22 protein-coding genes and 3 tRNA genes are annotated in these 23,966 nt (G+C 66.1%); 18 read left to right on the top strand and 7 right to left on the bottom strand.

Features of this window, described 5'->3' with window-relative positions; genetic code table 11:
* Positions 1-69 precede the first annotated feature (69 nt).
* Positions 70-519 (top strand): D-aminoacyl-tRNA deacylase, encoded by a 450-nt coding sequence (gene dtd, locus C662_RS10185; RefSeq protein ID WP_002928317.1) that lies wholly within the window; start codon positions 70-72, stop codon positions 517-519.
* A gap of 75 nt (positions 520-594) precedes the next feature.
* On the opposite strand, the gene C662_RS10180 is transcribed toward dtd, so the two are convergent.
* Both C662_RS10180 and C662_RS10175 read right to left on the bottom strand, forming a co-directional pair.
* Complete coding sequence (locus C662_RS10180) at positions 595-1,002, bottom strand: GNAT family N-acetyltransferase (RefSeq protein ID WP_002928315.1); 408 nt, start codon at positions 1,000-1,002, stop codon at positions 595-597.
* A 214-nt stretch (positions 1,003-1,216) separates the two neighbouring features.
* Positions 1,217-2,659 carry an MATE family efflux transporter gene (locus C662_RS10175; RefSeq protein WP_002928312.1) on the bottom strand — a complete coding sequence of 481 codons (1,443 nt, stop codon included), beginning with the start codon at positions 2,657-2,659 and terminating at the stop codon, positions 1,217-1,219.
* Positions 2,660-2,884: 225 nt separating this feature from the next.
* Between C662_RS10175 and gstA the strand changes: the two genes are divergently transcribed.
* Entirely contained in the window at positions 2,885-3,490 is a 606-nt protein-coding gene (gene gstA / locus C662_RS10170; protein ID WP_002928310.1) for a glutathione transferase GstA, read from the top strand.
* A gap of 38 nt (positions 3,491-3,528) precedes the next feature.
* Here gstA and C662_RS10165 read toward each other — a convergent pair whose 3' ends face one another.
* Positions 3,529-4,065 carry a sterol desaturase family protein gene (locus C662_RS10165; RefSeq protein ID WP_002928309.1) on the bottom strand — a complete coding sequence of 179 codons (537 nt, stop codon included), beginning with the start codon at positions 4,063-4,065 and terminating at the stop codon, positions 3,529-3,531.
* A 125-nt stretch (positions 4,066-4,190) separates the two neighbouring features.
* Here C662_RS10165 and C662_RS10160 point away from each other — a divergent pair, with 125 nt between their 5' ends.
* From C662_RS10160 to C662_RS10125, 8 genes are all read left to right on the top strand, one after another.
* A complete protein-coding gene (locus C662_RS10160) occupies positions 4,191-4,673 on the top strand; it encodes an SUF system Fe-S cluster assembly regulator (protein WP_002928308.1) in 483 nt (160 codons plus the stop codon).
* Entirely contained in the window at positions 4,670-6,124 is a 1,455-nt protein-coding gene (sufB, locus tag C662_RS10155) for a Fe-S cluster assembly protein SufB (RefSeq protein ID WP_002928307.1), read from the top strand. The genes C662_RS10160 and sufB overlap by 4 nt, the downstream gene beginning before the upstream one ends.
* Positions 6,125-6,319: 195 nt before the next feature.
* A complete protein-coding gene (gene sufC / locus C662_RS10150) occupies positions 6,320-7,099 on the top strand; it encodes a Fe-S cluster assembly ATPase SufC (protein ID WP_002928306.1) in 780 nt (259 codons plus the stop codon).
* Complete coding sequence (gene sufD / locus C662_RS10145) at positions 7,096-8,406, top strand: Fe-S cluster assembly protein SufD (RefSeq protein WP_002928305.1); 1,311 nt, start codon at positions 7,096-7,098, stop codon at positions 8,404-8,406. The genes sufC and sufD overlap by 4 nt, the downstream gene beginning before the upstream one ends.
* Positions 8,407-8,408: 2 nt before the next feature.
* Positions 8,409-9,668: a cysteine desulfurase gene (locus tag C662_RS10140; protein WP_051018560.1), complete on the top strand. Its 1,260-nt coding sequence runs from the start codon at positions 8,409-8,411 to the stop codon at positions 9,666-9,668.
* Positions 9,668-10,132, top strand: a complete 465-nt coding sequence (sufU, locus tag C662_RS10135) for a Fe-S cluster assembly sulfur transfer protein SufU (protein WP_002928300.1) — start codon at positions 9,668-9,670, stop codon at positions 10,130-10,132. Before C662_RS10140 ends, sufU begins: the two co-directional genes overlap by 1 nt.
* A 40-nt stretch (positions 10,133-10,172) precedes the next feature.
* On the top strand, positions 10,173-10,742 hold the full coding sequence (sufT, locus tag C662_RS10130; protein WP_002928297.1) for a putative Fe-S cluster assembly protein SufT: 570 nt from the start codon (positions 10,173-10,175) through the stop codon (positions 10,740-10,742).
* Between the two features lie 154 nt (positions 10,743-10,896).
* Positions 10,897-11,406, top strand: a complete 510-nt coding sequence (locus tag C662_RS10125) for a DUF3617 domain-containing protein (protein ID WP_002928295.1) — start codon at positions 10,897-10,899, stop codon at positions 11,404-11,406.
* 20 nt (positions 11,407-11,426) lie between these two features.
* Here the strand turns inward: C662_RS10125 and C662_RS10120 are convergent, their stop codons facing one another.
* The 3 genes from C662_RS10120 to C662_RS10110 form a co-directional block, all read right to left on the bottom strand.
* On the bottom strand, positions 11,427-12,800 hold the full coding sequence (locus C662_RS10120; protein ID WP_002928292.1) for a DUF748 domain-containing protein: 1,374 nt from the start codon (positions 12,798-12,800) through the stop codon (positions 11,427-11,429).
* Positions 12,801-13,061: 261 nt separating this feature from the next.
* Positions 13,062-14,441, bottom strand: coding sequence for an IS1380 family transposase (locus tag C662_RS10115; protein WP_002924814.1), 1,380 nt, complete (start codon positions 14,439-14,441; stop codon positions 13,062-13,064).
* 75 nt (positions 14,442-14,516) lie between these two features.
* On the bottom strand, positions 14,517-16,820 hold the full coding sequence (locus C662_RS10110) for a DUF748 domain-containing protein (protein WP_002928288.1): 2,304 nt from the start codon (positions 16,818-16,820) through the stop codon (positions 14,517-14,519).
* A 149-nt stretch (positions 16,821-16,969) separates the two neighbouring features.
* Between C662_RS10110 and C662_RS10105 the strand changes: the two genes are divergently transcribed.
* Positions 16,970-18,208 (top strand): NAD(P)/FAD-dependent oxidoreductase, encoded by a 1,239-nt coding sequence (locus tag C662_RS10105; RefSeq protein WP_002928284.1) that lies wholly within the window; start codon positions 16,970-16,972, stop codon positions 18,206-18,208.
* Between the two features lie 15 nt (positions 18,209-18,223).
* On the opposite strand, the gene C662_RS10100 is transcribed toward C662_RS10105, so the two are convergent.
* Entirely contained in the window at positions 18,224-19,444 is a 1,221-nt protein-coding gene (locus tag C662_RS10100; RefSeq protein ID WP_232433254.1) for an MFS transporter, read from the bottom strand.
* A 172-nt stretch (positions 19,445-19,616) separates the two neighbouring features.
* On the opposite strand from C662_RS10100, the gene C662_RS10095 reads away from it, so the two are divergent.
* The 7 genes from C662_RS10095 (at position 19,617) to C662_RS10065 (ending at position 23,920) form a co-directional block, all read left to right on the top strand.
* Positions 19,617-20,072, top strand: a complete 456-nt coding sequence (locus C662_RS10095) for a hemerythrin domain-containing protein (RefSeq protein WP_002928281.1) — start codon at positions 19,617-19,619, stop codon at positions 20,070-20,072.
* On the top strand, positions 20,069-20,287 hold the full coding sequence (locus tag C662_RS10090) for a DUF2249 domain-containing protein (RefSeq protein WP_002928280.1): 219 nt from the start codon (positions 20,069-20,071) through the stop codon (positions 20,285-20,287). The genes C662_RS10095 and C662_RS10090 overlap by 4 nt, the downstream gene beginning before the upstream one ends.
* Positions 20,284-21,555: a hypothetical protein gene (locus C662_RS10085; RefSeq protein WP_002928278.1), complete on the top strand. Its 1,272-nt coding sequence runs from the start codon at positions 20,284-20,286 to the stop codon at positions 21,553-21,555. Before C662_RS10090 ends, C662_RS10085 begins: the two co-directional genes overlap by 4 nt.
* 57 nt (positions 21,556-21,612) lie before the next feature.
* Positions 21,613-21,689, top strand: a tRNA-Pro gene (locus C662_RS10080).
* Between the two features lie 27 nt (positions 21,690-21,716).
* Positions 21,717-21,793, top strand: a tRNA-Arg gene (locus C662_RS10075).
* Positions 21,794-21,836: 43 nt separating this feature from the next.
* A tRNA-His gene (locus tag C662_RS10070) sits at positions 21,837-21,912 on the top strand.
* Positions 21,913-22,243: 331 nt separating this feature from the next.
* Entirely contained in the window at positions 22,244-23,920 is a 1,677-nt protein-coding gene (locus tag C662_RS10065; RefSeq protein WP_002928276.1) for a sensor domain-containing diguanylate cyclase, read from the top strand.
* Positions 23,921-23,966: the final 46 nt, after the last annotated feature.

The following is a 23,966-nucleotide window of genomic DNA, read 5'->3' as shown; positions in this document are numbered from 1 at the left end:
GCCCACATGCACTGCTGCGAGCGGATGAACTCGCAGCGCACCTCGCCACCCCCTTATTAAGGATCCCGGATGCTGGCTCTGCTGCAACGCGTCTCCGAAGCGCGCGTGATCGTCGACGGTGAAACAATCGGCGAGATCGGCCCAGGCCTGCTCACGCTGGTGTGCGCCGAGCGCGGCGACACCCCCGCCGAGGCCGACAAACTGCTCGCCAAGGTGCTGAAGCTGCGCATCTTTTCCGACGCCGCAGGCAAGATGAACCGCTCGGTGCAGGATGTGGAAGGCGGCCTGCTGATCGTCAGCCAGTTCACCCTCGCTGCCGACACCGCGGGCGGCAACCGCCCGAGCTTCACCAACGCCGCTGCCCCTCACGCCGGCAAGGCGCTGTACGAACATTTCGTCACCCGGGCGCAGGCGGCGCATCCCGTCGTCCAGACCGGGCGCTTCGCCGCCGACATGAAGGTGGAGCTGGTCAACGACGGGCCGGTGACGATTCCGCTGCGGATTGCGCCGCCCGCCTGATCATCCGGCCCGCAGTATCAACGCAACACACGCCAGCCCAGGTGCTTGCGGGCGGGTGTGCAGCGTTTGCGACCATCAATGCTCGGTACCCGAGTACACCCACATCGGTACCGTACGACCTGCACGCACGAACCCGATCCGTTCGTAAAACCCGATTGCCTCACCATCGGCGGTAAGCATCTGCTGATGAAAACCCGCATACCTTTCACCCAGAGCCAGCATCATCGAGCGGCCAATGCCCCGGCCCTGATGCTCAGGGTGCACGAGCATGTGAGGGTAATAGACGACGAGGTGGCCATCTGAAATCGCATTGCCGATACCGACAAGCTTGCCGTCGACGCGTGCGGTGACAAGACTGTGCGAGTTGCGCAAGGCCTTCATGAGCTCGGAAGGCTTGTCCGCCGAAGACCATTGATTCGCTTTGTAGAGCGCAACCACCTCCTCTGAGGCGATGTCGTCGTTGAGACTGATGGCGATGTTCATGTGTCCGAATCGATCTGCTGGAAGGGGTTATCCGTCACTTCGCATGGGTCGCAAAGCCGCGGACTCTGGCCACGGATTCTATCCTCACCCCGTTCGCTCGGAACGAAACGTCATTTGACAGGAGCATGCAAACGCGCGCCGCACAGGCCAGCAGACCTTCGCCGCACTCGACGGCGAACGCCCCAACGCCGATGCGCCGCCGCGGCCCCCATCATCAGACCTTTGCCGTCTTCCAGCGGCCACGGCTGAACAGCCACAGCGTAAACAGCCCGACCGCGGTCTCCGACACGAACACCCCCCAGAACACACCCGAGTGCGCCCACCCCAGGGGCAGTGCTAGCGCCCAGGCGAGCGGGATCTGTATCAGCCAGAAGAACACGAGGTTGATCCAGGTCGGCGTCATCGTGTCGCCCGCACCGTTGAAGGCCTGCACCGACACCATCCACCAGCCATAGACGAAGTAGGAATACGCCAGAATGGCCAGCCATTCGCCACCGATGGCAATGACCTGCAGGTCATCCGAAAACAGCGCGACGAGTTCGTCGTGGAGCAAGAAGAAGGCCACCGACACAGCGAGCGTGAAGGCCATGTTCATCCAGCCGATACGCCACACAGCGGCCTCTGCGCGCTCGGGCTCGCCCGCGCCGAGGTTCTGCCCGACCAGCGTGGCCGCAGCGTTGGACATGCCCCAGGCCGGCATCAGCGTAAACATCATGATGCGTATCGTGATCGTCGCCCCGGCAACCGCTTCGGTCGATACGCTGGCGAGGATGCGCATCAGGAAGATCCACGCCGTCATCGAAACGATCATCTGTCCGATGCCGCCCAGTGAGGTGTGCACGATCTGCATCAGGGTGGCACCATGCCAGCGCAGGCAGGCTCGGCAGATACGCAAGTGTTCGCTGCCGCGCACAAGGATCCACAGCTGCATCAGCACGCCCACGCCACGGCCGATGTTGGTTGCGATCGCCGCGCCCTCTATGCCGAGCGCCGGGATCGGCCCGAGACCGAAGATCAGGATCGGATCGAGCACGATGTTCAACGCGTTTGCGACCCACAGCACGCGCATCGCCGCCGCTGCATCGCCCGCACCGCGAAAGATGGCGTTGATGACGAACAACAGCATGATCACCGCGTTGCCGCCGAGCATCCACTGGGTGTAGCGGTAGCCGTGCTCGACGGCCCAGGCGTCTGCCCCCATCAAGCGCAGCAGATCCTGCGCCCAGACAATACCCACCACGGCAAACGGCAGCGACACCAGTACCGCCACCGCGATGGCCTGCACTGCCGACAGTGCGGCCTCGTCGCCCCGATGCTCGCCGACCCGCCGCGCGACGATCGCCGTGACTGCCATCGCCAGCCCCATCGCGATCGAGTAGAGCAGGAACAGATAGGTCTCGGTCAGGCCGACGGCCGCCACCGCGGACGAGCCGAGCTTGGCGACGAAGAAGATGTCGACCACTGCGAAGGTCGACTCGAGCACCAGCTCCAGCATCATCGGCACGGCCAGCAGGAACACCGCGCGCTTGAGCGGAATGCGCGTGTAGTCGGCGTTGGTGCCGCGCAGCGCGGCGCGCAGGTCGGTCCACAGGCTCGTGGGTGCTCCACCAGGGAGCTTACGCGTTTCAGCCTCCGAAGCCGTCTCGCGCGAGGTCATACCACCGCCCGCTGTAACGCAGGGATCATGTCGGAACTCCAGGGGTGTGAGGTTTTCAAGGGTTGAGCCAGCCGCGGCACTGCGACTGCGGGCGGCCAGGGTACAGTCTGACTGGCTCGAGGTTCAAGCGCACAGACGTACCGGCGGTGAGCCCGCGACCGGTGCCTCGGGAATGCCCGCAAGGGCATAATAGGCAGCTCCTTCCCCCTGGTGGAGACAGCCCCCATGAAGCTCTATTTCAAGCCCGGCGCGTGCTCGCTGAGCCCGCACATCGCCCTTGAAGAGTCCGGACTCGACTACGAGACGGAATCGGTCGACCTCAAGACCAAGCGCACGGCCCAGAACGACGATTTCAATGTCATCAACCCGAAGGGCTACGTCCCTGCCCTGCTGCTCGACGATGGCGTGCTGCTGACCGAAGGGCCGGCGATCCTGCAGTACATCGCAGACCAGGCCCCCGGCTGGAAGCTCGCCCCCGCCAACGGCACGATCGCCCGCTATCTGCTGCAGGGCTGGCTCAACTTCATCGCCACCGAGCTGCACAAGTCCTTCAGCCCGTTCTTCAACCCGGCCGCAAAGGACGACTGGAAGGCGCTGGCACGCGCCAACCTCGAACGCCGGCTGGGCTACACCGACGCCCAACTGGCCGGCAAGGCGTATCTGATGGGCGATGACTTCAGCGTCGCCGACGCCTATCTGTTCACCGTCCTGAGCTGGGCGCGCCATATCCAGCTCGACCTCGCGCAGTGGCCTCACCTGAGCGCCTTTGTGGCACGTGTATCCGAGCGTCCGGCAGTCCAGGCCGTACTGAAGACCGAAAGCCTCGGCTGAGCCCCTCCACCGCATCCGCCCCCCCGCCGCCTTCTCCCTCACCGTGCGGGCGGTGCGGTGCCAAGACAGCGATCCCAGAACAAGGTCAGCGTCCCGAACGCCCGCTCGGCGTCGCACTGATGGTGGTAGGCGTGATGCGCGCACAGGCGCGCCAGCCCCGCGCCCGCATCAGCCGGTGCATGCAGCCTCACATGCACACTCTCCTGCACGACCTGCCCCAACAGTAGCCCCGCGGACAATGGGCCGGCCATCCCGTCCGCCCCGAGCAGCAGCACAGGCACGCCCAGGACCGCCAGCAACAACCCCAGGCTGAAGGCTACCGGTACCCGGATCGGGCCCGATGGGTCGGCGTGGTGGGCCAGATGCCAGGTACGAAAGGGCTCGATGCGATGCAGCACGAAACGGTGCAGGACATACTCAAGCAGGGTCCAGCCAGCCAGGCCGGCGAGCGCGCCGACAAGGGCTGGCCAGCGCCAGAGCGACACAGGCCACCACGCCACGAGCCCAGCAAGACCCAGCAACGGGAATGCAAGTGAGACGGGATAGGGCCATTCGAAGCGCGTGATGTGGCGCATCGGCAGCAAGGCCTCCACTTGAGAAGGACGAGGTTGGATCGCACTCCTTTCTTTATAGACTGCAGCGCTTGACTATATCGAACCATTTTCGTACTCTTTAAACACAGACCCCGGAACCCACAGACATGCTGCGCATCAGCAAGCTCACCGACTACGGCACGCTCATCCTCACCCACATGGCCCGCGACCCCGCCAGGGTGTTCAGCGCCGCGGGGCTGGCCGACGCGCTTGGGCTGGGAGTGCCGACGGTCAGCAAGGTCCTCAAGACGCTTGGACGCGGTGCGCTTGTCACCAGCCAGCGCGGCGCGCAGGGCGGCTACAGCCTGGCGCGCCCGCCGCAGCAGATCAGCGTCGCCGAAATCATCGACGCACTCGAGGAGCACCCTTTCGGGCTCACCGAGTGCAGCGCGAGCAGCGGCCTGTGCAATATGGAAGACGGTTGCCGCATCCGTGACAACTGGCTTCGCATCAACAAGGTGGTGCGCCACGCACTCCAGGACGTCAGCGTCGCCGACATGATCCAGCCGCAGGGCTGCGGCAAGGGTCCGGACGAACACCTCATCCTCGGCCCGCACGCAGTAGCCACCGACAAGGAGAAGCGAGCATGAACGCCCCCACGAGAAACGAAGCACTCGGTGCCTTTCTGGAGCAGGACTACGTTGCCGGCTTCGAAACCCGGCTCGAGACCGACACCGTGCCCAAGGGGCTGTCCGAGGACGTCATCCGCACGATCTCGGCGCGCAAGGGCGAGCCGGAATGGCTGCTCGACTGGCGGCTCGAGGCCTATCGCCACTGGCTGACGATGACGCCGCCGCTCTGGGCCGCGGTGCAGTTTCCGCCGGTCGACTTCCAGGACATCGTCTATTACTCGGCACCCAAGTCGAAGACGGACGGCCCCAAGAGCCTGGACGAGGTCGATCCGGAACTGCTGCGCACATTCGAGAAGCTCGGCGTGCCGCTGCACGAACGCGCACGCCTGGCTGGCGTGGCGGTGGATGCGGTGTTCGACTCGGTGAGCGTGGCCACCACCTTCAAGAAGGAGCTGGGCGAGCACGGCATCGTGTTCTGTTCGTTCTCCGAGGCGGTGAAGGAGCACCCGGCGCTGGTGCGCCAGTACCTCGGCACGGTGGTGCCGCCGGGCGACAACTTCTACGCTGCGCTCAACTCCGCAGTGTTCTCCGACGGCTCCTTCGTCTTCATCCCGAAGGGCGTGAAGTGCCCGATGGAGCTGTCGACCTACTTCCGCATCAACGCCCGCGATACCGGCCAGTTCGAGCGCACGCTGATCATCGCCGAGGAAGGTGCCTCGGTCAGTTATCTCGAAGGCTGTACCGCGCCGATGCGCGACGAGAACCAGCTCCACGCCGCGGTGGTGGAGCTGATCGCGCTCGACGACGCCAAGATCAAGTACTCGACCGTGCAGAACTGGTACCCGGGCGACAAGGACGGCAAGGGCGGCATCTACAACTTCGTCACCAAGCGCGGCGACTGTCGCGGCGCGCGCTCGCACATCTCCTGGACGCAGGTCGAGACCGGCTCGGCGATCACCTGGAAGTACCCGAGCGTGATCCTGCGCGGCGACGACTCGGTGGGCGACTTCCACTCGGTGGCGCTGACCAACAACCTGCAGCAGGCCGACACCGGCACCAAGATGATCCACATGGGGCGCAACACCCGCAGCACCATTCTCAGCAAGGGGATCTCGGCCGGGCGCGGCAGCAACACGTTCCGCGGCCTGGTGCGCGTCACGCCCAAGGCGGAAGGTGCGCGCAACTACACACAGTGCGACTCGCTGCTGATCGGCGATCGCTGCGCGGCGCACACCTTCCCCACCATCGAGGTACGCCACCCCACAGCGCATGTCGAGCACGAGGCCACCACCTCGCGCATCGGCGAGGACCAGCTCTTTTATGCGATGCAGCGCGGCATCAGCGCAGAGGACGCAGTGTCGATGATCGTCAATGGCTTCTGCCGCGAGGTGTTCAAGGAACTGCCGATGGAATTTGCGGTGGAAGCGCAGAAATTACTGGGCGTGAGCCTCGAAGGCAGTGTCGGCTAAACCGAAATGGGATAGATCGGCCCCGCAGGTCCTCGTAGGAGCGGCGCCAGCCGCGAGGGGTTCAAGGCGACGCGGCGCAGCCTATCCGCAGGAAAGGCTCGCGGCTGGCGCCGCTCCTACGGCGGAGCCGGTAACCGCTCGCTTGTCGTGCAGGGGCCTCAGGCGAGATATGGAATTGAAATCGGGAGAGAAAACATGCTGAAGATCAACAACCTGCACGCGGCCGTCGACGGCAAGGCCATCCTCATGGGTCTGAACCTGGAGGTGGGCAGCGGCGAGGTGCACGCCATCATGGGCCCCAACGGTTCGGGCAAGAGCACGCTGGCCCAGGTGCTCGCCGGGCGCGACAGTTTCACCGTCACCGACGGCAGCGTGGACTGGGACGGTACCGACCTGCTCGCCCTGCCTGCCGAGGAACGCGCCCGCGCCGGGCTCTTCCTCGCCTTCCAGTACCCGGTCGAGATTCCCGGCGTGTCCAACGCCTACTTCCTCAAGGCTGCGGTCAACGCGGTGCGCCGCCACCGCGGCCTGCCCGAGTACGACGCGATGGACTTCCTCGCGCGGGTGAAGGCCGAGATGAAGGCGGTCGGCATGAAGGAGGAATTCCTCTACCGCTCGGTCAATGAGGGCTTCTCCGGCGGCGAGAAGAAGCGCAACGAAGTACTGCAGATGGCGTTGCTGGAACCCCGGCTCGCAGTGCTGGACGAGACCGACTCCGGGCTGGACATCGACGCGCTGAAGATCGTCGCCGAGGGCGTCAATCGCCTGCGCTCGCCCGAGCGCTCGATGATCGTCATCACCCATTACCAGCGCCTGCTCGACTACATCGTGCCCGACAAGGTGCACGTGCTGTCGCAGGGCCGCATCGTACGCTCGGGCGGTCGCGAACTGGCGCTGGAGCTGGAAGCGCACGGCTACGGCTGGATCGACGCCGACGGCAAGGCCGCCGCGGCTGCATCAGGAGCACGGTCATGAGCACGATCGACGCCTGGGTCGCGCACCAGCGCGAGCGCGCCTGCCAGCTGCCCGGCGCTGCCCTGCCCTGGCTGGCGCGTCGCCGCGCCGACGCGATCGCGCGCTTCGCCGATCTCGGCTGGCCGACGAGCCGGCTGGAAGGCTGGCGCCACACCTCGCTCGCCTTCCTCGATCAGCAGGCGCTGGCGGCGCCGGCGTTTGCCCCCCACCCTGCGTTCGCGCTGGCCACGCTGCGCGCGGCCTTCGATGAGGGCGACCACTGGCTGGTGTTCGTAGACGGACGGTTCGCGCCAGTCCTGTCGGTTACCGGCATGCTGCCGGCCGGCGTGAAGGCAGGCGCACTGTCGGAGGCGCTGAACAGCGCACCCGATGCGGTCGAGGCCGCCTTCGGCAGCGCTGACGACAGCGCCAGCCCCTACGCACTGAACCTGGCGCTATGCAGCGACGGCGCCTTCGTGCATCTGGCGCGCGGCACCGCGCTCGAGCAGCCGCTGCACCTGGTGTTCATCGGCGCCACCGGCGCGGCCGACACCCACCTGCGCAACCTGATCGTGGCCGATGCCAATTCAGAGGCAACGGTTGTCGAGCACCATGTCGGCGGCGGTGCCACGCTCGGCACCGTCGTCACCCGGGTGCAGGCGGCGCAGGACGCCCGCATCACCCACGTGAAACTGCAGCAGCAGGACGCGCAAGCCATTCATCTCGCGCAGATCGAAGCCGAACAGGCACGCGGCGCCTACTTCGCCTCACACTCGCTGTCCTTCGGCGCCCGCCTGGCGCGCAACGACATCCGCACCCGCTTCGCCGGCGAAGGCTGCGAGACACTGTTCAACGGCCTGTATCACGTCGATGGCAGGCGCCATGTCGACCATCACACGCTCATCGAGCATGCCAGGCCGCTGGGTACCAGCCGCGAGTACTACCGTGGCCTGGTCGACGGCAACGCGCGCGGTGTGTTCGCCGGACGCATCATCGTCGCCCAGGACGCACAGCGTACCGATGCCATACAGCGCTGTGACAACCTGCTGCTGTCCAGGCTGGCCGAGGCCGACGCCCGCCCGGAGCTCGAGATCTATGCGGACGACGTCAAATGCGCCCACGGCGCCACTGTCGGCCAGATCGACGAGGACGCCCTCTTCTACCTGCGCGCGCGCGGCATCGACACCGACCATGCGCGCCAACTGTTGACCTATGCCTTTGCCGCCGAGGTCATCGAACGCATCGCCCACGCCGCCGTGCGCAAGCGCGGCCGTGGCCTGCTGCTGTCGAGCCTGCCGGGCGGCGCACGGATGGAGGCCCTGCAGTGAATATGCACACCCTTCAAAGCGCACCGGCCACCCGCCCTGCCCTGCTGCAGCGCGCGGCCGACTTTCCGATCCTGTCACGGCCGGTGCACGGCAAGCGCCTGGCCTACCTGGACAACGGCGCAACCACGCAGAAGCCCGATGCCGTGATCGAGGCCGAGCGCGACTTCTACCGCCACTCGAACGCCAACATCCACCGCGGCGTGCATTGGCTGTCCCAGCATGCGACCGAGCTCTACGACACTGCGCGCACGAGCGTGCAAGGGCTGCTCAATGCCGCCAGCGCAGACGAGATCGTGTTCACCCGCGGCACCACCGAGGCGATCAACCTCGTCGCACAGAGCTGGGGGCGGCCACGTCTCACGGTGGGCGACGAGATCCTGGTGACCCACATGGAGCACCACTCCAACATCGTGCCCTGGCAGCTCCTGTGCGAGCAGACCGGCGCGGTGCTCAAGGTCGTGCCGGTGGAGATCAATGGCGAGCTCGACATGCTCGCCTTCGACGGCCTGCTCGGCGAGCGCACCCGCCTGGTCGCGATCACCCATGTGTCGAACGCGCTCGGCACGGTGCTACCGGTCGCCGAGCTGACCGCCAAGGCGCACGCCGCAGGGGCTGTCGTCCTGGTAGACGGTGCGCAGGCCGTCGCCCACACCACGGTCGACGTGCAAGCCATCGGCTGTGACTTCTACGCCTTCTCCGGGCACAAGCTCTACGGCCCGACCGGCATCGGCGCCCTCTACGGCCGTCGCGCGCTGCTCGACGCCATGCCGCCCTGGCAAGGCGGCGGCGACATGATCCGCACCGTCGCCTTCGAGCACACCACCTTTGCGCCCTCGCCACAACGCTTCGAGGCCGGCACCCCGAACATCGCCGGTGCGGTCGGCCTCGGCGCGGCGATCGAATACGTCCGCGGCATCGGGCTCGAACGCATCGCAGCCCACGAGCACGCCTTGCTCGAACAAGCCACCGCCGCGCTCGCCGACATCCGCGGGCTGCGCCTCGTCGGCACCGCGGCCAACAAGGCGGGCATCCTGTCCTTCCTGGTCGATGGCATCCACCCGCACGACCTCGGCACCATCCTGGACAGCGAAGGCGTGGCGATCCGCGCCGGCCACCACTGTGCGATGCCGCTGATGACACGCCTGGGGATCCCCGGCACTGCGCGCGCCTCATTCGCCCTCTATAACAGCCCGGCCGACATCGACGCGCTCGTCGCCGCCATCCACAAGGCGCAACGCATGTTCGGCACCAGGGGCGCGTGATGAACGACAAGGACGACATGCTGCGCGAGCTCTACCAGGAGGTGATCTTCGATCACAACCGCAGCCCGCGCAATTACCGCCCCATGACCGGCGCCAACCGCCACGCCGACGGCCACAACCCCCTGTGCGGAGATCAGCTCACGGTCTACCTGCAGGTATCCGATGGCATCGTTCATGACGCCAGCTTCGTCGGCCACGGCTGCGCCATCTCCACCGCCTCGGCGTCGCTGATGACCGAGGCGATCAAGGGCCGCCCGCTTGCCGAGGTGGAAGCGCTGTTTCGCGACTTCCACGCCCTGCTCACCGCAGCGCGCGACGAGCCCGGCCCGCAGCGCGATTTCGGCAAGCTCGCGGCACTCGCCGGTGTGCGCGAGTTTCCGGCGCGGGTCAAGTGCGCCACCCTGGCCTGGCACACGCTGCACAACGCCTTGACCGGTGAGGCATCCACGGCACATACCGAATGAACCAAGGCCGCCAACCGATGAGGCGGCACAGGAGCAGATCATGGGCGAACGCTACGGCGAAACCGACACCCGCATCCTGCAGCGCGACTGCGCAGCGGTGAGCGTGCCCTGGGGCCAGCCCCAGACGCTGGAGGAAGGCAGCTACGCGCTGGTCACCCAGCGCCTGGGCGGCTCGATCACGGTCATGAGCGGGGGCAACCTCTACCGTATCGATGAGCGCAACGCCGACGCGCTCGGCCTCGAACCACAGTTGCCCCCGCCACCCCCGCCCGCTGCCGACGGCGCACTCGACGCTGCAGGCATCGAACGCGCGGCGTGGGAACAGCTCGGCACCTGCTACGACCCCGAGATACCGATCGACATCGTCAATCTCGGCCTGGTCTACGCATGCACGGCCGAAGCGCTGGCAGATGGGCGCTTCCGCCTTGCCGTCAACATGACCCTCACCGCGCCGGGCTGCGGCATGGGCACGCTGATCGCGGACGAAGCGCGCGACAAGCTGCTGACCATCCCCGGCGTTGCGGAGGCGACCGTGAGCCTGGTGTGGGATCCGCCCTGGAGCCGGGAGATGATGAGCGAGGCGGCACGCCTGGAAATGGGGATGCTGTAGGGGGTGGGGCAAGGCCTCCGAATACGCCAGTCCCTGTCCCTCGTTGCACGGGCGCGCACTTCTTGCGCTGGCTCAAATCGCCTGCCGGAACACGCCTGATAAGCTGTCGCCGCTAGGTTTCGACCCCATCAACCCGTCCCCCCGGAGACCGGCCATGCGCCCAGTCCTGCTCCTGATTGCCACCCTGTCCAGCACCGCAGCCCTCGCGGCAACCCCGATCGACGCCCCTGCACGCCTGCCGGGCTTGTGGCTGATCAACACGGCGCCGGCCACGGAGGCGGCCGGGGTCGCCAGCTTCCATGTCTGCCTGGGCTCGACGCCCGCGCCGATCCTGCGCCGCCCGGGGCACGAAGAGCCGGCCTGCAGCGGCGAATCGTGGTCGAAGGACGCGCACTACCGCTACTACCGCGCCGAATGCACGGTGCGGGGGAGCCAGGCCCGGATCGAGGCGCGCTTCACCGGCGACTTCGAGTACAACTACCACGGCGAACTCACCGCCACCTATTCCCCGCCGCTCGACGGTGTCGAGCTGGCGCGCTTCGAGATGGACGGACGCCGCCTGTCGCCGTGCAAGGCGGAACATCCGGTCGGCAAGATGCTCATTCAGGGCAAGGACGGCGTCGGCAACCTCAACCTCGGCGAGCCCGTCGTGAAGCTGCGCTGAGCGCCACCACTGCAGCCCGTTCAGCGCAGCGAGAACTGCACCTGGCCGCCCTCGGCCACGGGCTCGACCTTGGGCTCGAGCACGAAGATGCGCTCGCCCGGGATGCCCCCCTGCGCAATCATCCACTCGCGTACAGCCTGTGCGCGCCGTTGGGCAAGTGCGCGCAACTCCGCCTCCGACGCGCTCACGCTGGCGCGCAGCAGCGCCTCCATGTCGGCGGCGGGGAGATCCTTCACCAGGCCGACGAGGTTGCGCGGCTTCTTGATGTCGGCCGCCTTGTAGGCTTTCTCGAGCAAGGCCGGATACTCGTCTGCGCCAACCTCGATGTCGTCGAGAGACGGCGCCTCCTCGCCACGTGCGATCAGCGCTTTGAGCTTCTGCGCCCGCAGCGCATTGTCCAACCCGGCCTGGCGCAGGCCGTCGAGGTCGGAGGCGGGGTCGGCACGGCCAATCACGTCGAGCCGCAGCGCAGGACGTTCGGCCAAGGCCTGCGCCAGCTTGGCGAGCTTGTCCTGCTGGGCCTCATCCAGTCGACCGCTACCGGGCGCGAGCTCGAGATGCGACAACGCCTCGCCACCGCCGAACGCCGCGCCGAGCAGGGTGAAGGGCGAGGTGATGGCCTTGCCGATCAGGTTGAAGAACATCTTCACGACCAGGCCGAACACGCTGAACTCGGGATCATCCAGGGTGCCGCTCACCGGCAGGTGCAGATCGATCTCGCCACGGCTGTTCTTGAGCAGCGACACGGCGAGCTGGACCGGCAGGTTGACCGCGTCCGGGCTGTCGACCTTGTCGCCGAAGGTGAGCTGGTCGAGAAAGATCTGGTTGGTGGCGGTGAGCCTGCGGTCCTCGATCTTGTAGTTGAGCTCGGCGGACAGCTTGCCACGTGCGATACCGTAGCCGACATACTTGCCCGAGTAGCTGGACAGGCCGGTGAGCTCGAAGTCCTTGACCTTGGCGACGATGTCGAGATGGGCGTCCTGGCGGAACGGGTTGAGCTCGCCGCTGATGGACAGCGGCGCGGTCTTGTCCACCTCTCCGCTCAGTTCGACCCGGGCAATGGTGTCCGACGAGGTCGACAGGCCGACGATCTCGCCGGCAAGGCCGGTCAGGTTGGCGTCGTAGTTCGGCCGTATGAAGCGGTCGCTGAACGCGACATTGCCACGCTTGATCTCGATGCGGTCGATACGCACGGGCGGCGGAGGCGGCCCGTCTGCCGCTACCGCATCCGGGCCTGGCACTGACGACGCGGCAGCTGAGCCCCCCCCAGCGCTGGAGGTCGGTGGCGCCGACTGCGTGGCTGCCGTTTGCGATCCGCCGCCACCGATCTCGCGCAGGTTCAGGCGCCCCTCCTCGTCGAGGATGAGCCGGGTATGGAAGTCGTCGATCGCCACGCGCCGGATGGCCAGTGAGAAAGGCTCTAGCCCGCATTTCTCACACCCTCACGGTTCGGCCCCCGGTGGTGCGGCTTTTTGCTTCACGCGTCGCCGTGACCGCGAGGGTTCAGGCCCGCGAGCGGCCAATCGAGGGCAGGCGGGTGAGGTTCTGCGAGCGGTCAGGTGCGTTGAGGGGGCAAGCGGCGCTGTTCGGGCATGAGACCGCCTCGCGCGAACGGGAGCGCGATCGGATCAGCAGGGCCACGGTAGCGTGGCGGATCAGCCGGGGGCGAGTCTGGCCTGGGCCAGGCGCCATGCGGTCTGGAATGGATGACTGCTGGCCATGCTGATGTGGATGCGGCGCACGCTGATCTTGACCCGTGCGCCGATCTTGAGCAGTTTCAGGCGCAGGCTCTCGCAGGTGGCGTCGGCCAGTTCGGTGCCAGCCAGCCCGATGCGGCGCAGCGCTTCGAGCATGACGTAGGCGAAGGAGGCGAACCACAGCCGCAGCTGGTTGGCCCGCATCGTCGCCGTCGAGGTGCGATCGGCGAACAGATGAAGCTGGCACTCCTTGATCCGGTTCTCCATTTCGCCGCGGGCGCAGTACAGCGCCTCATACAGTTCGCGTGCCGGCCAGCGCTGGGCGTCCAGGCTGGTGACGATGAAGCGCGGATTGGCCTTGCCCGGTAACTGTTCGGCCTTGCCGACGACCCGTCGGACACGCGACCAGCTGTCGAGGGTGCGGTAGGTGAAGTCGCGAAACCGCCGCGCGGGCTTGCCGGTCTGGGTGCATTCGGCCTGCGCCTCGCTCATCTCGGTGTCGATCTGCGCCTTGAGCCGATCATTTTTGGCCAGCCCGAACACGAAGTCGATGTGCTCTGCTTCGCACCAGCTCATCAAGGCATCGCGCGCAAAGCCCGAGTCGGCGCGCAGCACGATGCGCACCTCGGGCCAGTGGCGGCGGATCTGGGTGATGATGCGTTCGAGTTCATCGATGCTGCCCGCCGAGGCATCCGTGTTGGCCCGGCGCAGCTTGGCGGCGAGCAGATGTCGGCCGCAGAAGATGTACAGCGGCAAGTAGCAGTAACCGCCGTAGTAGCCATGGAAGAAGCGCCCTTCCTGCTGGCCGTGCAGCGGGTCGTCGGTGGCGTCCAGATCGAGGATGATCTCTTCAGGCGCCTGCGCATGTGCCTCGATGAAGCACTCGACAAACAGTGACTCGAAGGCCGCCGGATCGTGAGCGATCTTGTGATAGCGCGAACCGTCCTTGGTGTCGGGGGCATGTTCGAGCCGGTTCAAGGTCGACTTGCCCGCCAGCGGCTCGCAGCCCTTGCGCCGAGCGCTGAGCTTGCCCGCCAGCGTGGCCAGCACCGGGTCACGGCGCAACTGGTCGTGGTCGTTCAGGTCCTCGTAGCCGAGCGCGATCCCCACGATCCGTTGCATCACCAGCGTGTGCACGGTGTGTTCGATCAGCTCCGGATCACGCCCATCCTCGAAGCAGGCCGCCACCCGCTCGGTCAGTCGCAACGTGCGATCGACCTCGCGCAGCAACAGCGCGCCCGCATCCGAGCTGATCTGCCCTCCGTCGAAATCAACCGCCACCTGGCGGCCCTCAATACGCTCCGCACCTTGGCTTCGTCCGGTACACTGTGTCGGCATCGCGGATTCCTCCGGAGTATGGTTAAGTCGTTCTCGCAAAACAACTTTCTCATATTTCCGGCCGCGATGCGCCTCCTATCTGTGAGAAATGCGGGCTAGGCGGGCATCGATGCCGCCGACGCGCAGGGTGCGCCAGCGCACGAAGTCGGTCGCGTTGAGGCGGTCGACCGAGGCAAAGTTGGCCACCCCGAGGTCACCGCGAAAACTCGCCAGCAACTGTCCCCGCCGCCCGGTCTGCAGGTTGAGCCGGCCCTGCGTGGTGAGATTTCCGCGCGAGATCGCGATCTTGGTCTGCTCGAGCACATAGGGCTGCAGGGGCATGAGGTCGACGCTGCGCAGATCGAGGCGGAGTTCGGCCTTCAGCGGCGTCAGTGAGAGCGGCCCCGAGACCGCCACCCGGCCACGCTTGTTGAGCCGCGAGTCGAGCTTGAACTGGCTGGTGTTCCCTTTTGCACTCGAAAAGCCCTCGAGCTCGAAATCGATGTCGTCGATCGTGGTAAGCACCGGGCGCCCCACGCTACGATCCTCCAGGCGCAGCGACGCTGCCTTGAGCGCGAGCTTGTCGAGCTCCACCACCCAATCGGGCTGAGGCGGCGGCTGGGGCTGCTTCCGTCTGCCTGCAGCGGCGCGGGGCTCGGGAGCCGGGCCCGACAGCGCCCGCACCAGATCGAGATCACCGTTGCGCAGTCGCACTGCGGCCACCGCCGCCCCCTTGACGTCCAGCGCCCCCAGCCGCAGCCTGCGCCCCTCGAGGTCGAGCACCGCTTCGCTCAGATCGAGTTCAGGCACCCGAACCGCTGGCTCCTTGGCGCCCTTCAGGGCAAACGCAAATTCGCGCAATGCCAGCGTACCGAGGCTCAGGTCCACCTTCGGCTGCCCATCCTCACCCAGCACGACGCGGTAGTTCGCCGCCCCCGACAGCGTCCCCGCGCGCAACTCGCCACCCGGCAGCGCAGCCGCCAGGTAAGGTGCATAGCGGGCGAGCTGCAGCGCATCGAATCGAGTCTGCCCGGCAAACTCGAAGGGCTGGAGCCGCAGCCGGTCTTCGTGCACGAACTGCTCACCCGCGTCAGTGCGATAGTCGAGCCGCAGCTCGGCGGGCAGATCGCCACTGCTGGCAAGGTCACGCATGTCGAGGTTGATGGCTTCTATGCGCATGCGGAACGGGCCACCCACGCCTTGGTCCTCGAAGCGGATCACGCCATCGCGGACGCGCGCCAGCGCAAGCAGGAAATCCACCGCCGGTGCCGGAGATGCGGCAGCGGGTGCAGGCTGGCCGCCGCCCTCCGCCGGCACGGCTGCCGCGCCACGAGTCGTCGCCCCGTGCGCGGGCGGCATCAACGCAGCGAGGTTGAGGCTACCATCGGCTCGCCGGATGACATCCACCTCGGGCTGTGCAAGCCGCAGCCGCGTAAACTGCCAACGGCCGATCAGCGGCTGCACATCGGCGAACTCGAGCTCCGCCTCGGCCACCTTGGCAAGCGGAGCGCCATCGCGATCCTGCAGCACGACCTGTTCGAGCTTGAGCGGCCCGCGCAGCGCCAGCTCAGGGGCTGCCCCCGCTGGCTGGCGGAAGGAGATCTCGACATTGGTCGTGAGCAGTGCAGACGGCAGGCGCACCCCCACTTCCGCCGGCAGGTAGGCGAGCCAGGGCGCGAGGTCGAACTGCTGCAGCACCACATCCACAATGGTCTCGTGCGAATCCGCGAAAGGCTTGGTGCGCGCACTGAGCAGGAGGGGATCACCGTTGAGCTTGGCCGACAGCGAGGGTTGTACGAACACATCGACACGCACCGGCAGGTTGGAGAGGAATGGCACACCCAGCCCGATCTCGCTCAGCTCGTGCGTGAGTCCACGCGCCTTGTCGTGCACCGTGAGCAGCCCGCCCGCGATACGGATGTTGCCCACCGAGAACAGCGTCGGGCCAGCATCGCCCTTGTCCTCACCGCCAAGCGCAGCCAAGCGCTCGAGGACGTCGGCCCAGTTGTGTCCGCCCTGCTCATCGACCGCCACGCGCAGTCTCGGCCCGATCAGGGCCAGCTCATGCAGTACGACCCCGCCCCGAACGAGCGACTCCAACTCGAGATTCACACGCAGGGTCTCGAACGCCAGCGCATCGGCGCTGCCATCGGCCTCCTTGACACTGAAGCCACCAACCTCAGCCGTGAGGCGGAAGGGATTGATCAGCACACGCTCGACACGGACCTCGCGGCCGAGCTTTTCGCTAAGGATCGTCTCCGCCTGCTGGCGCGCCAGCGGCGGCACGACCAGGTAAAGCAGCGCGGCGAGTGCGAGCAGGCCGCCGCCGAGCCACAGCGCCCGACGAGGCCGGCGACCGCTGAGAGAGGCCGGATTCGGGTCGGTCGTGGGATCGGGCATGTGTGTACTCCTCTGGGTCCTGAATTTGTTGGATGACTTCAGAAGCTTGAAGCATGCAGGTCATGCTGATGACCGGCCAAGGCCGCTCCTGATTGCCGCACTGCGGAACAAGGCGTATTCTGCGCCGCTTTGCAGCCACAGGTAAGGCCGTGAAGCACGCCAGCAAGCCATTTCCGCAATCCGGCCGGCGCAGTTTCGACGTCATCGTCATTGGTGCGGGTGCTGCAGGCATGATGTGTGCAGCGACCGCCGGCCTGCGTGGCCGCAGCGTGCTGCTGGTTGATCACGCGACCCGGCTCGCCGAGAAGATCCGTATCTCCGGGGGTGGGCGCTGCAACTTCACCAACCGCCGTGTCAGTGCCGACAATTACCTGAGCCGTAACCCGCATTTCTCGCGCTCGGCACTGTCGCGCTATGGTGCGCGCGACTTCATCGAACTCGTCGAGCACCATGGCATCGCCTATCACGAGCGCGACTGGGGCCAGCTGTTCTGCGACGACTCCGCACAGGACATCATCGACATGCTGCGCGCGCGCTGCGATGACGGCGGCGTCGAGTGGGCCATGCCCGCCACGGTAGAAGGCATCGCACGCAGCGGCGACGAAGCGGAGCGCTTTGTCGTCGCCACCACGCAGGGCAGCTTCTCCGCCCACAGCCTGGTCATCGCGAGCGGCGGCCTGGCCATCCCTAAGATCGGCGCTACCCCCTTCGGCTACCGTGTGGCCGAGCAGTTCGGCCTGCCGGTGGTGGCGCCCCGCCCTGCCCTCGTGCCGCTGACCCTGCCGCCGGAAACGCTCGCACTGCTCGCACCGCTTGCGGGGATCTCACTCGAGGTGGAGGCCCAGTGCCGCGGCCCGGTGTTCCGCGAGGCCGCCCTTGTCACCCATCGTGGCCTGTCCGGCCCGTCGATACTGCAGGTGTCGAGCTACTGGCAGCAACAGGCCTATGAGGCCGGTGACTGGGCCCCGGTCAGCCTGGACCTGCTGCCCGGCATCGACGCCGAAGACTGGCTGCTGGCACACGCCCAGGACAAGACGCTGCTCGCCAACCTGCTCGCCGAACGCCTGCCGCGGCGTTTCGCCCACGCCTGGTGCGAACTGCATGACTGGCAGCGCCCGCTCAACCAGTACCGCCACGCCGAGCTGCGCACGATCGCCGCCGCCTTGTCGGGCTGGCAGCTGACGCCCTCGGGCACCCAGGGCTACGCCAAGGCCGAGGTCACGCTGGGCGGGGTCGATACCCGCGCACTGTCGTCAAAGACGCTGGAGGCGCGCGAGGTACCTGGCCTGTACTTCATCGGCGAGGTTGTCGACGTCACCGGGCACCTGGGCGGCTACAACTTCCAGTGGGCGTGGTCGTCGGGCGTGGCCTGCGGGCTAGCCGCCTGAGACCACGCGCACGACTCAGGCCGCGGGGCGCCCGCCCTTGCGCAGCAGGGGCAGGAAGGCCACCGCCTGCAGCGCGATCAGCCCTGCAAAGCTGACCCACAGCGCCGCCTCGATCGAGTGCCCACTGGCCTGCAACAGGTCGAGTGCCCCGCCCAGCCCCCACTGCACGGCAAAGGCACCGGCAAAGGCCATCAGGTTGATCGCCGTGCTCACGCGGCCGAACAGCGCCGGCTGGAAGTCCCTCGACGCCGCAAGATAGGTCTGCGAGTTCACCGCGGAGAACATGCCGTAGGCGAACCAGAGCACTGCCGGCGGCGCGACCGACCACAGGATCGCGCACTGGATCAGCACCAACAGCGCATAGCCCCAGCGCAGCAAGGCCATGGGCCCGACACCGAGGCGTGCGAGGCGCACGCCCAGGAAACCGATCGACAACTGCCCGACCAGACTGCCGAGGTTGAGCACGACCAGCATGCGCGCCGCCCCTGCAAGGTCGAAGCCATTGACGTTCATCAGCCAGGGCACCGCCCACAGGCTCTGCATCGCCATGAAGCCACCCACGAAGAAGGCCGACGATGCGGCATAGCGCAAGAATGCGGGAGAGACGTAGATCCCCGCGACCACGCGCAGGCCGTCGCCCAGGCTGCCCCGCGGACCGCTCGAGCGCGCATCGGGCAGCGAGCGGTGGATGGTCAGTGCGGCCACCACTGCAAGTGCAGCGACCACCCAGAACGCGCCGCGCCAGCCCAGGATCGGCAGCACGGCCTCGAGCGGTGCGCTCGCCACCAGCGCGCCCATCGCGCCGGAAGCCATGATGAATCCGGTCATCGAGCTCTGGCGCTCGGGTGGGTACCACAGCGCAAAACCCTTGAGCGCTGCCATCAAGCAGGCCGAAACCCCCAGCCCGATGAGCGCACGCCCGGCGCCGAGCACGGCGAGCGATTCGCCGAGTGCGAACAGCACCGCGCCCGCCGCGGTGACCAGCAGCAGGATCGCCTCCACCCGCCGCGGGCCATAACGATCGAGTGCCATGCCGACCGGGATCTGGGCCAGCCCGAAGGCGAGGAAATAGGTGCTCGTGAGCAAACCGAGATTGGCCGCCGAGAGGCCGAGCTCCCCGGTGAGCGCCGGCGAAATCACGGCATTGACCGTGCGCAGCAGGTAGGAGAGGAAATAGCCCAGCGCAAAGGGCAGGAAGATCCTGCCCCAGGCGCTCGGCCCCGTGGAGTCATGCATCTGAAACATCCCGTGGAAGGTCGAGGCAGGATTGTGCCTGCAGCGCCGCGCGCAGGCCATCCCACCTCGCCGGGGGCCTGCGCGCGGCCGATCAGCACGCCCTAATTGACACTTATCAATGCTGATGAACACGCGGTAAGGAGAATGAGCGCATCCACCGTTGGAGCGCAAAATGACCTCGATCGCCGAACTGATGACGCACGACCACCGCAGTTGCGACCATGAGTTCGCAGCGGCCGAGACCCTTGCCGCCCGCAAGGACTGGCCGGCTGCGACCAAGGCGCTGAACCGCTTCACCTCCAGCCTCGAGACCCACTTCCAGGCCGAGGAGCAGGAGCTGTTCCCGCGCTTCGAGGCGGCGACCGGAATGACTCAGGGGCCGACCCAGGTGATGCGCGGCGAGCACGTCGAGATGCGCGCAACACTCGAACGCCTGGCCTCGGCACTCGAGAACCAGGACGCCGACGAGTTCGCGGGCGAGGCCGAAACGCTGCTGATCATGATGCAGCAGCACAACATGAAAGAAGAGAACATCCTCTACCCAATGTGCGATACCCGGCTCGGCGCGCAAAGCGAAGCCGTTGTGGGCAACCTGTCGCACCGTCTCGCAAGGGAGCACGCTGCATGAGCAACAAGACCGTCGACGCCCGCGGCCTGGAGCCGCCCCAGCCCTTCGAGCGCGCCATGGAGGCCATCGCCGACCTCGCCCCCGGCAGCAGCTTCACCCTGCTGATCGATCGCATGCCGCATCCGCTGCTGCGCATGCTCGATCGGGACGGCTATCGGCACGAGGCGAACTTTCGTGACGACGGCGCGATCGAGATCCTGATCGGTCGTCCATGAGCAGCGCCAATCCCGGACTCGCCTACCAGGACACGCCACCGCTCTCCGCCCCGCTCCGCTTCTTCCTCACTGCACCGCTGTTCGGTCTCGCAGCCGGACTGCTGCTGCTGTTCGACGCCGAGCTACTGAGTTCACGGTGGACACCGGGCGCCCTGGCAGTCGTCCACCTGTTCGCTGCCGGCTTCATGCTGCAGGTCATGCTGGGCGCGCTGCTGCAGATCCTCCCGGTGGCAGCGGGCGCCGCGCTCCCAGCGCCGCGCCGCATCGCGGCGACCACCCACGCGCTCCTCGCGCTCGGAGCCGCCAGCCTCTCGCTAGGGCTGGGTGCGGGCATCCCGGCCGCGATCGTCACCGGGGCCATGCTGTTGGCCGGCGGGCTCATCGCCTTTCTCGTCTCGAGCCTCATCGCCTTGGCAAAGGCCGCGCCCAACCACGGTGCCAGCCGAACGCCGCGCGACCTGCGCCTGGCCTTGGCCGGACTGACGGTGGCCACCCTGCTGGGCACGCTGCTGGCGTTCGCCCTTGGGCGCGGTCTCGCCCTGCCGATCGACCTCCCTACCGCTGTGGACATGCATGCGGTGTGGGCCTGGATGGGCTGGGGTGGCATCCTGCTGGCGGCAACAAGCTGGGTCGTGGTGCCGATGTTCCAGATCACGCCCTCCTACCCCGCGGATTTCACCCGCGTGTGGTCCCCGGCCACGCTGGCGCTACTGGTGCTGTGGTCGATCTGCATGATCAGCGGACTGAGTACGGGCGCATTGCTGTGCGGAATCGGCCTGCTCATCGCCGCCGCCGCATTCAGCCTGCAGACGCTGCGGTTGCAGATGCGCTCGCGGCGCGGTGTGCCGGATGCACCCTTCCGAGCCTTCCGCCTTGCCATGCTCGCCCTCCTGGCGAGCCTTGGCGTGCTGCTGCTGGCCCAGTTTCATGACGGCTCGCAGTGGCCCGTGCTGGCCGGCGTGCTGATCCTGCACGGGACCTTCGTCGGCACGATCAGCGCCATGCTCTACAAGATCGTCCCCTTCCTCGCCTGGCTCAACCTGACCCAGTCGGGCGTGCGCGCGCCAAACGTCAAGAAGCTGCTGCCCGACCCACCGGTACGCCGCCAGTTGCAACTCCACGCAGTCGCCCTCGGCGCCCTTTGCGCTGCCGCGGTGATCCCCGCGCTGGCGCCGCTTGCCGGCGTACTCATCGTCGCGGAGTTCTCGTGGCTGTTCGTTAACCTGGTTCAGGTCGTACGTGAATGGCATCGCGCATCGACACTGTAAATTTTCTGCTGATTTGGTTTGACGCGGCAAAAAGGACTCTGTATAGTTCGCGGCTCTCGGGGTGTAGCGCAGTCCGGTAGCGCGCTTGCTTTGGGAGCAAGATGTCGGGGGTTCGAATCCCTCCACCCCGACCAGCTCACACCTCGATATGCCCGCGGGATCTGCCCGTAGCTCAATTGGATAGAGCACCGGCCTTCTAAGCCGGGGGTTGCAGGTTCGATCCCTGCCGGGCAGGCCAGGACGAGTTTTCTGGGCTTCGGTTTTACCGGGGCCAAGTAGTGGCGGCATTAGCTCAGTTGGTAGAGCGTTGGATTGTGGCTCCAAAGGTCACCGGTTCGAAACCGGTATGTCGCCCCACAAAACCCGGGACTCAGCAAGTATTGAAGTATCGCTGCTAGTCACACGGAATAGACGAAACCCACCCTACGCGGTGGGTTTGTCTTTTCCGGGAGTCCTGTTTGCTATTGAGTCCGCCCAGTCTTCCTGCACTTCAGTATGACACTCCAACCATTCGCGCTTGAATACTGGCGCAAGTGGGCTACAGGAAGCTGACATGGCTCCGCGGCGCGGGAGACTCGTCTGCAGCGACATGAGCCGAGGTTCCGAGACAAAAGTACCCTTGAAACGTGCAAGACCATACATGTGCTAAGGTCTCCGTAAATACTCCGCAGAGCCGTTTCATTGGGCTATGACTTCCTGGTTCAGCACCTTTCGCATCAGGCTAACGGCACTGCTTGGTGGCCTGTCCTTACTCCTCGGCCTGGGGCTGGCGGCGTACGTGAATCACGTGGCCACCATGAGGTTGTCCGAGGCGCGCGGTGAAATCTTGGACGGCATAACGCGTGCGATTGCCGGGGCGTTGGCAGTCGACCTGCGTGAGCGCGAAAGAGAAGTGGTTCTGCTGAGCGAATCCCCCTTATTGATGGAAGGGAGCCTCGGACGCCACGAAGTACGCCAGACGCTCAATCGCATACTACAGACACATCCCTACTACGCCTGGGTTGGCGTGGTCAGTAGCGATGGGATTGTCCAAGCCAGCGCAAATGGTTTGCTCGAGGGGGCCAACGTCCAGCAACGCTCCTGGTTTGCCAATGGACTGCAAGGCGCCTTCATTGGCGACGTGCACGAAGCCGTGTTGCTTGCCAAGTTGCTGCCGCCCCAGGCCCCGAACGAACCCTTGCGCTTTGTCGACTTCGCCTCACCAATTCTCGACGAGGCCAACCAAGTGCGTGGCGTACTGGCTACCCACGCTCACTGGACGTGGGTGGCTGACACCATTCTCAGCGCGCTTCCCCGCGACAGTGATGTCCAAGGTATCGAGGTCCTTGTGCTCAATGCATTTGGCGAGGTTCTCTATCCCTATCAAGCAGTCGGCGGTCTCGAGATCCCGCTGCGCGGAATGCCACAAGACGGCCACGCCTTGGTCGACTGGGGTGGAAGCCAACGCTATCTCACCAGTACCCGCCAAGTTCGCACCAACACGGTCACCGATCTAGGCTGGAGGATCGTCGTTCGCCAGCCGGTGGACTCAGCGCTCGAACCCGTGTACGACCTCAACAGGACATTGCTGCTGATCAGCATCCTTGCAGCAACGCTGTTCATGCTGGTCGGACACCGTGTTGCAAAACTATTCAGCACACCGGTTGAACGACTGCACCAGGCGGCGCAGCGTATTACAGCCGGCGACGAAAGCACTCATATCCATGGTGAAAGCTCGGTAAAGGAATTCAACGAGTTGTTCAGCTCCCTGCAGGCCATGACCAGCACATTGGTCGAGCGCAGGCAAACGGTCGAAGACATCAACACCCGCCTTGAGCAAACCGTGGCAGAACGCACAGCCCAGCTTCGCACAGCCAATGAAGGGCTGGACCGCCTTGCACACACTGACCCGCTAACCGGCCTGCGCAATCGGAGAGCAGCCGATGGACGCCTTCACGAGGAGTACCTGAGAAGCCGGCGCAGTCATTCTCAATTCTCAGTACTGATGATCGACGTCGACCACTTCAAGCAGGTCAACGACCGTTACGGTCATGAGGGTGGTGACCAAGTACTGCAGCAGGTCGCGACGTGTCTTGCTCACTCCATGCGCGAAACGGATTTCGTCGCCCGCTTCGGGGGCGAGGAGTTCATCGCCATCCTGCCGGATACCGACCTGAGCGGCGCGGTGCAGGTCGGCGAGAAGCTGCGCCGGATTCTCAATGAGGTCGAGATTGCGCCTGTGGGTCATGTCACCGCAAGTATCGGCGTGGCAAGTTCAGTGGGGACTGAGTCCAGCGAAGAGATGGTCATTCGGCACGCTGACCAAGCGCTATATCGTGCCAAGAGAGCCGGACGGAACAGGGTTGAATCATGGCCGCAGAGCTGAGCCAACGCGCGCCGCCATGCCGGCTGATTGCAGGAGTCGCACCCCC

This window comes from Thauera sp. 28, assembly GCF_000310145.2.
Classification (GTDB): domain Bacteria; phylum Pseudomonadota; class Gammaproteobacteria; order Burkholderiales; family Rhodocyclaceae; genus Thauera; species Thauera mechernichensis.
This window is presented reverse-complemented; position numbering and strand designations above follow the sequence as displayed.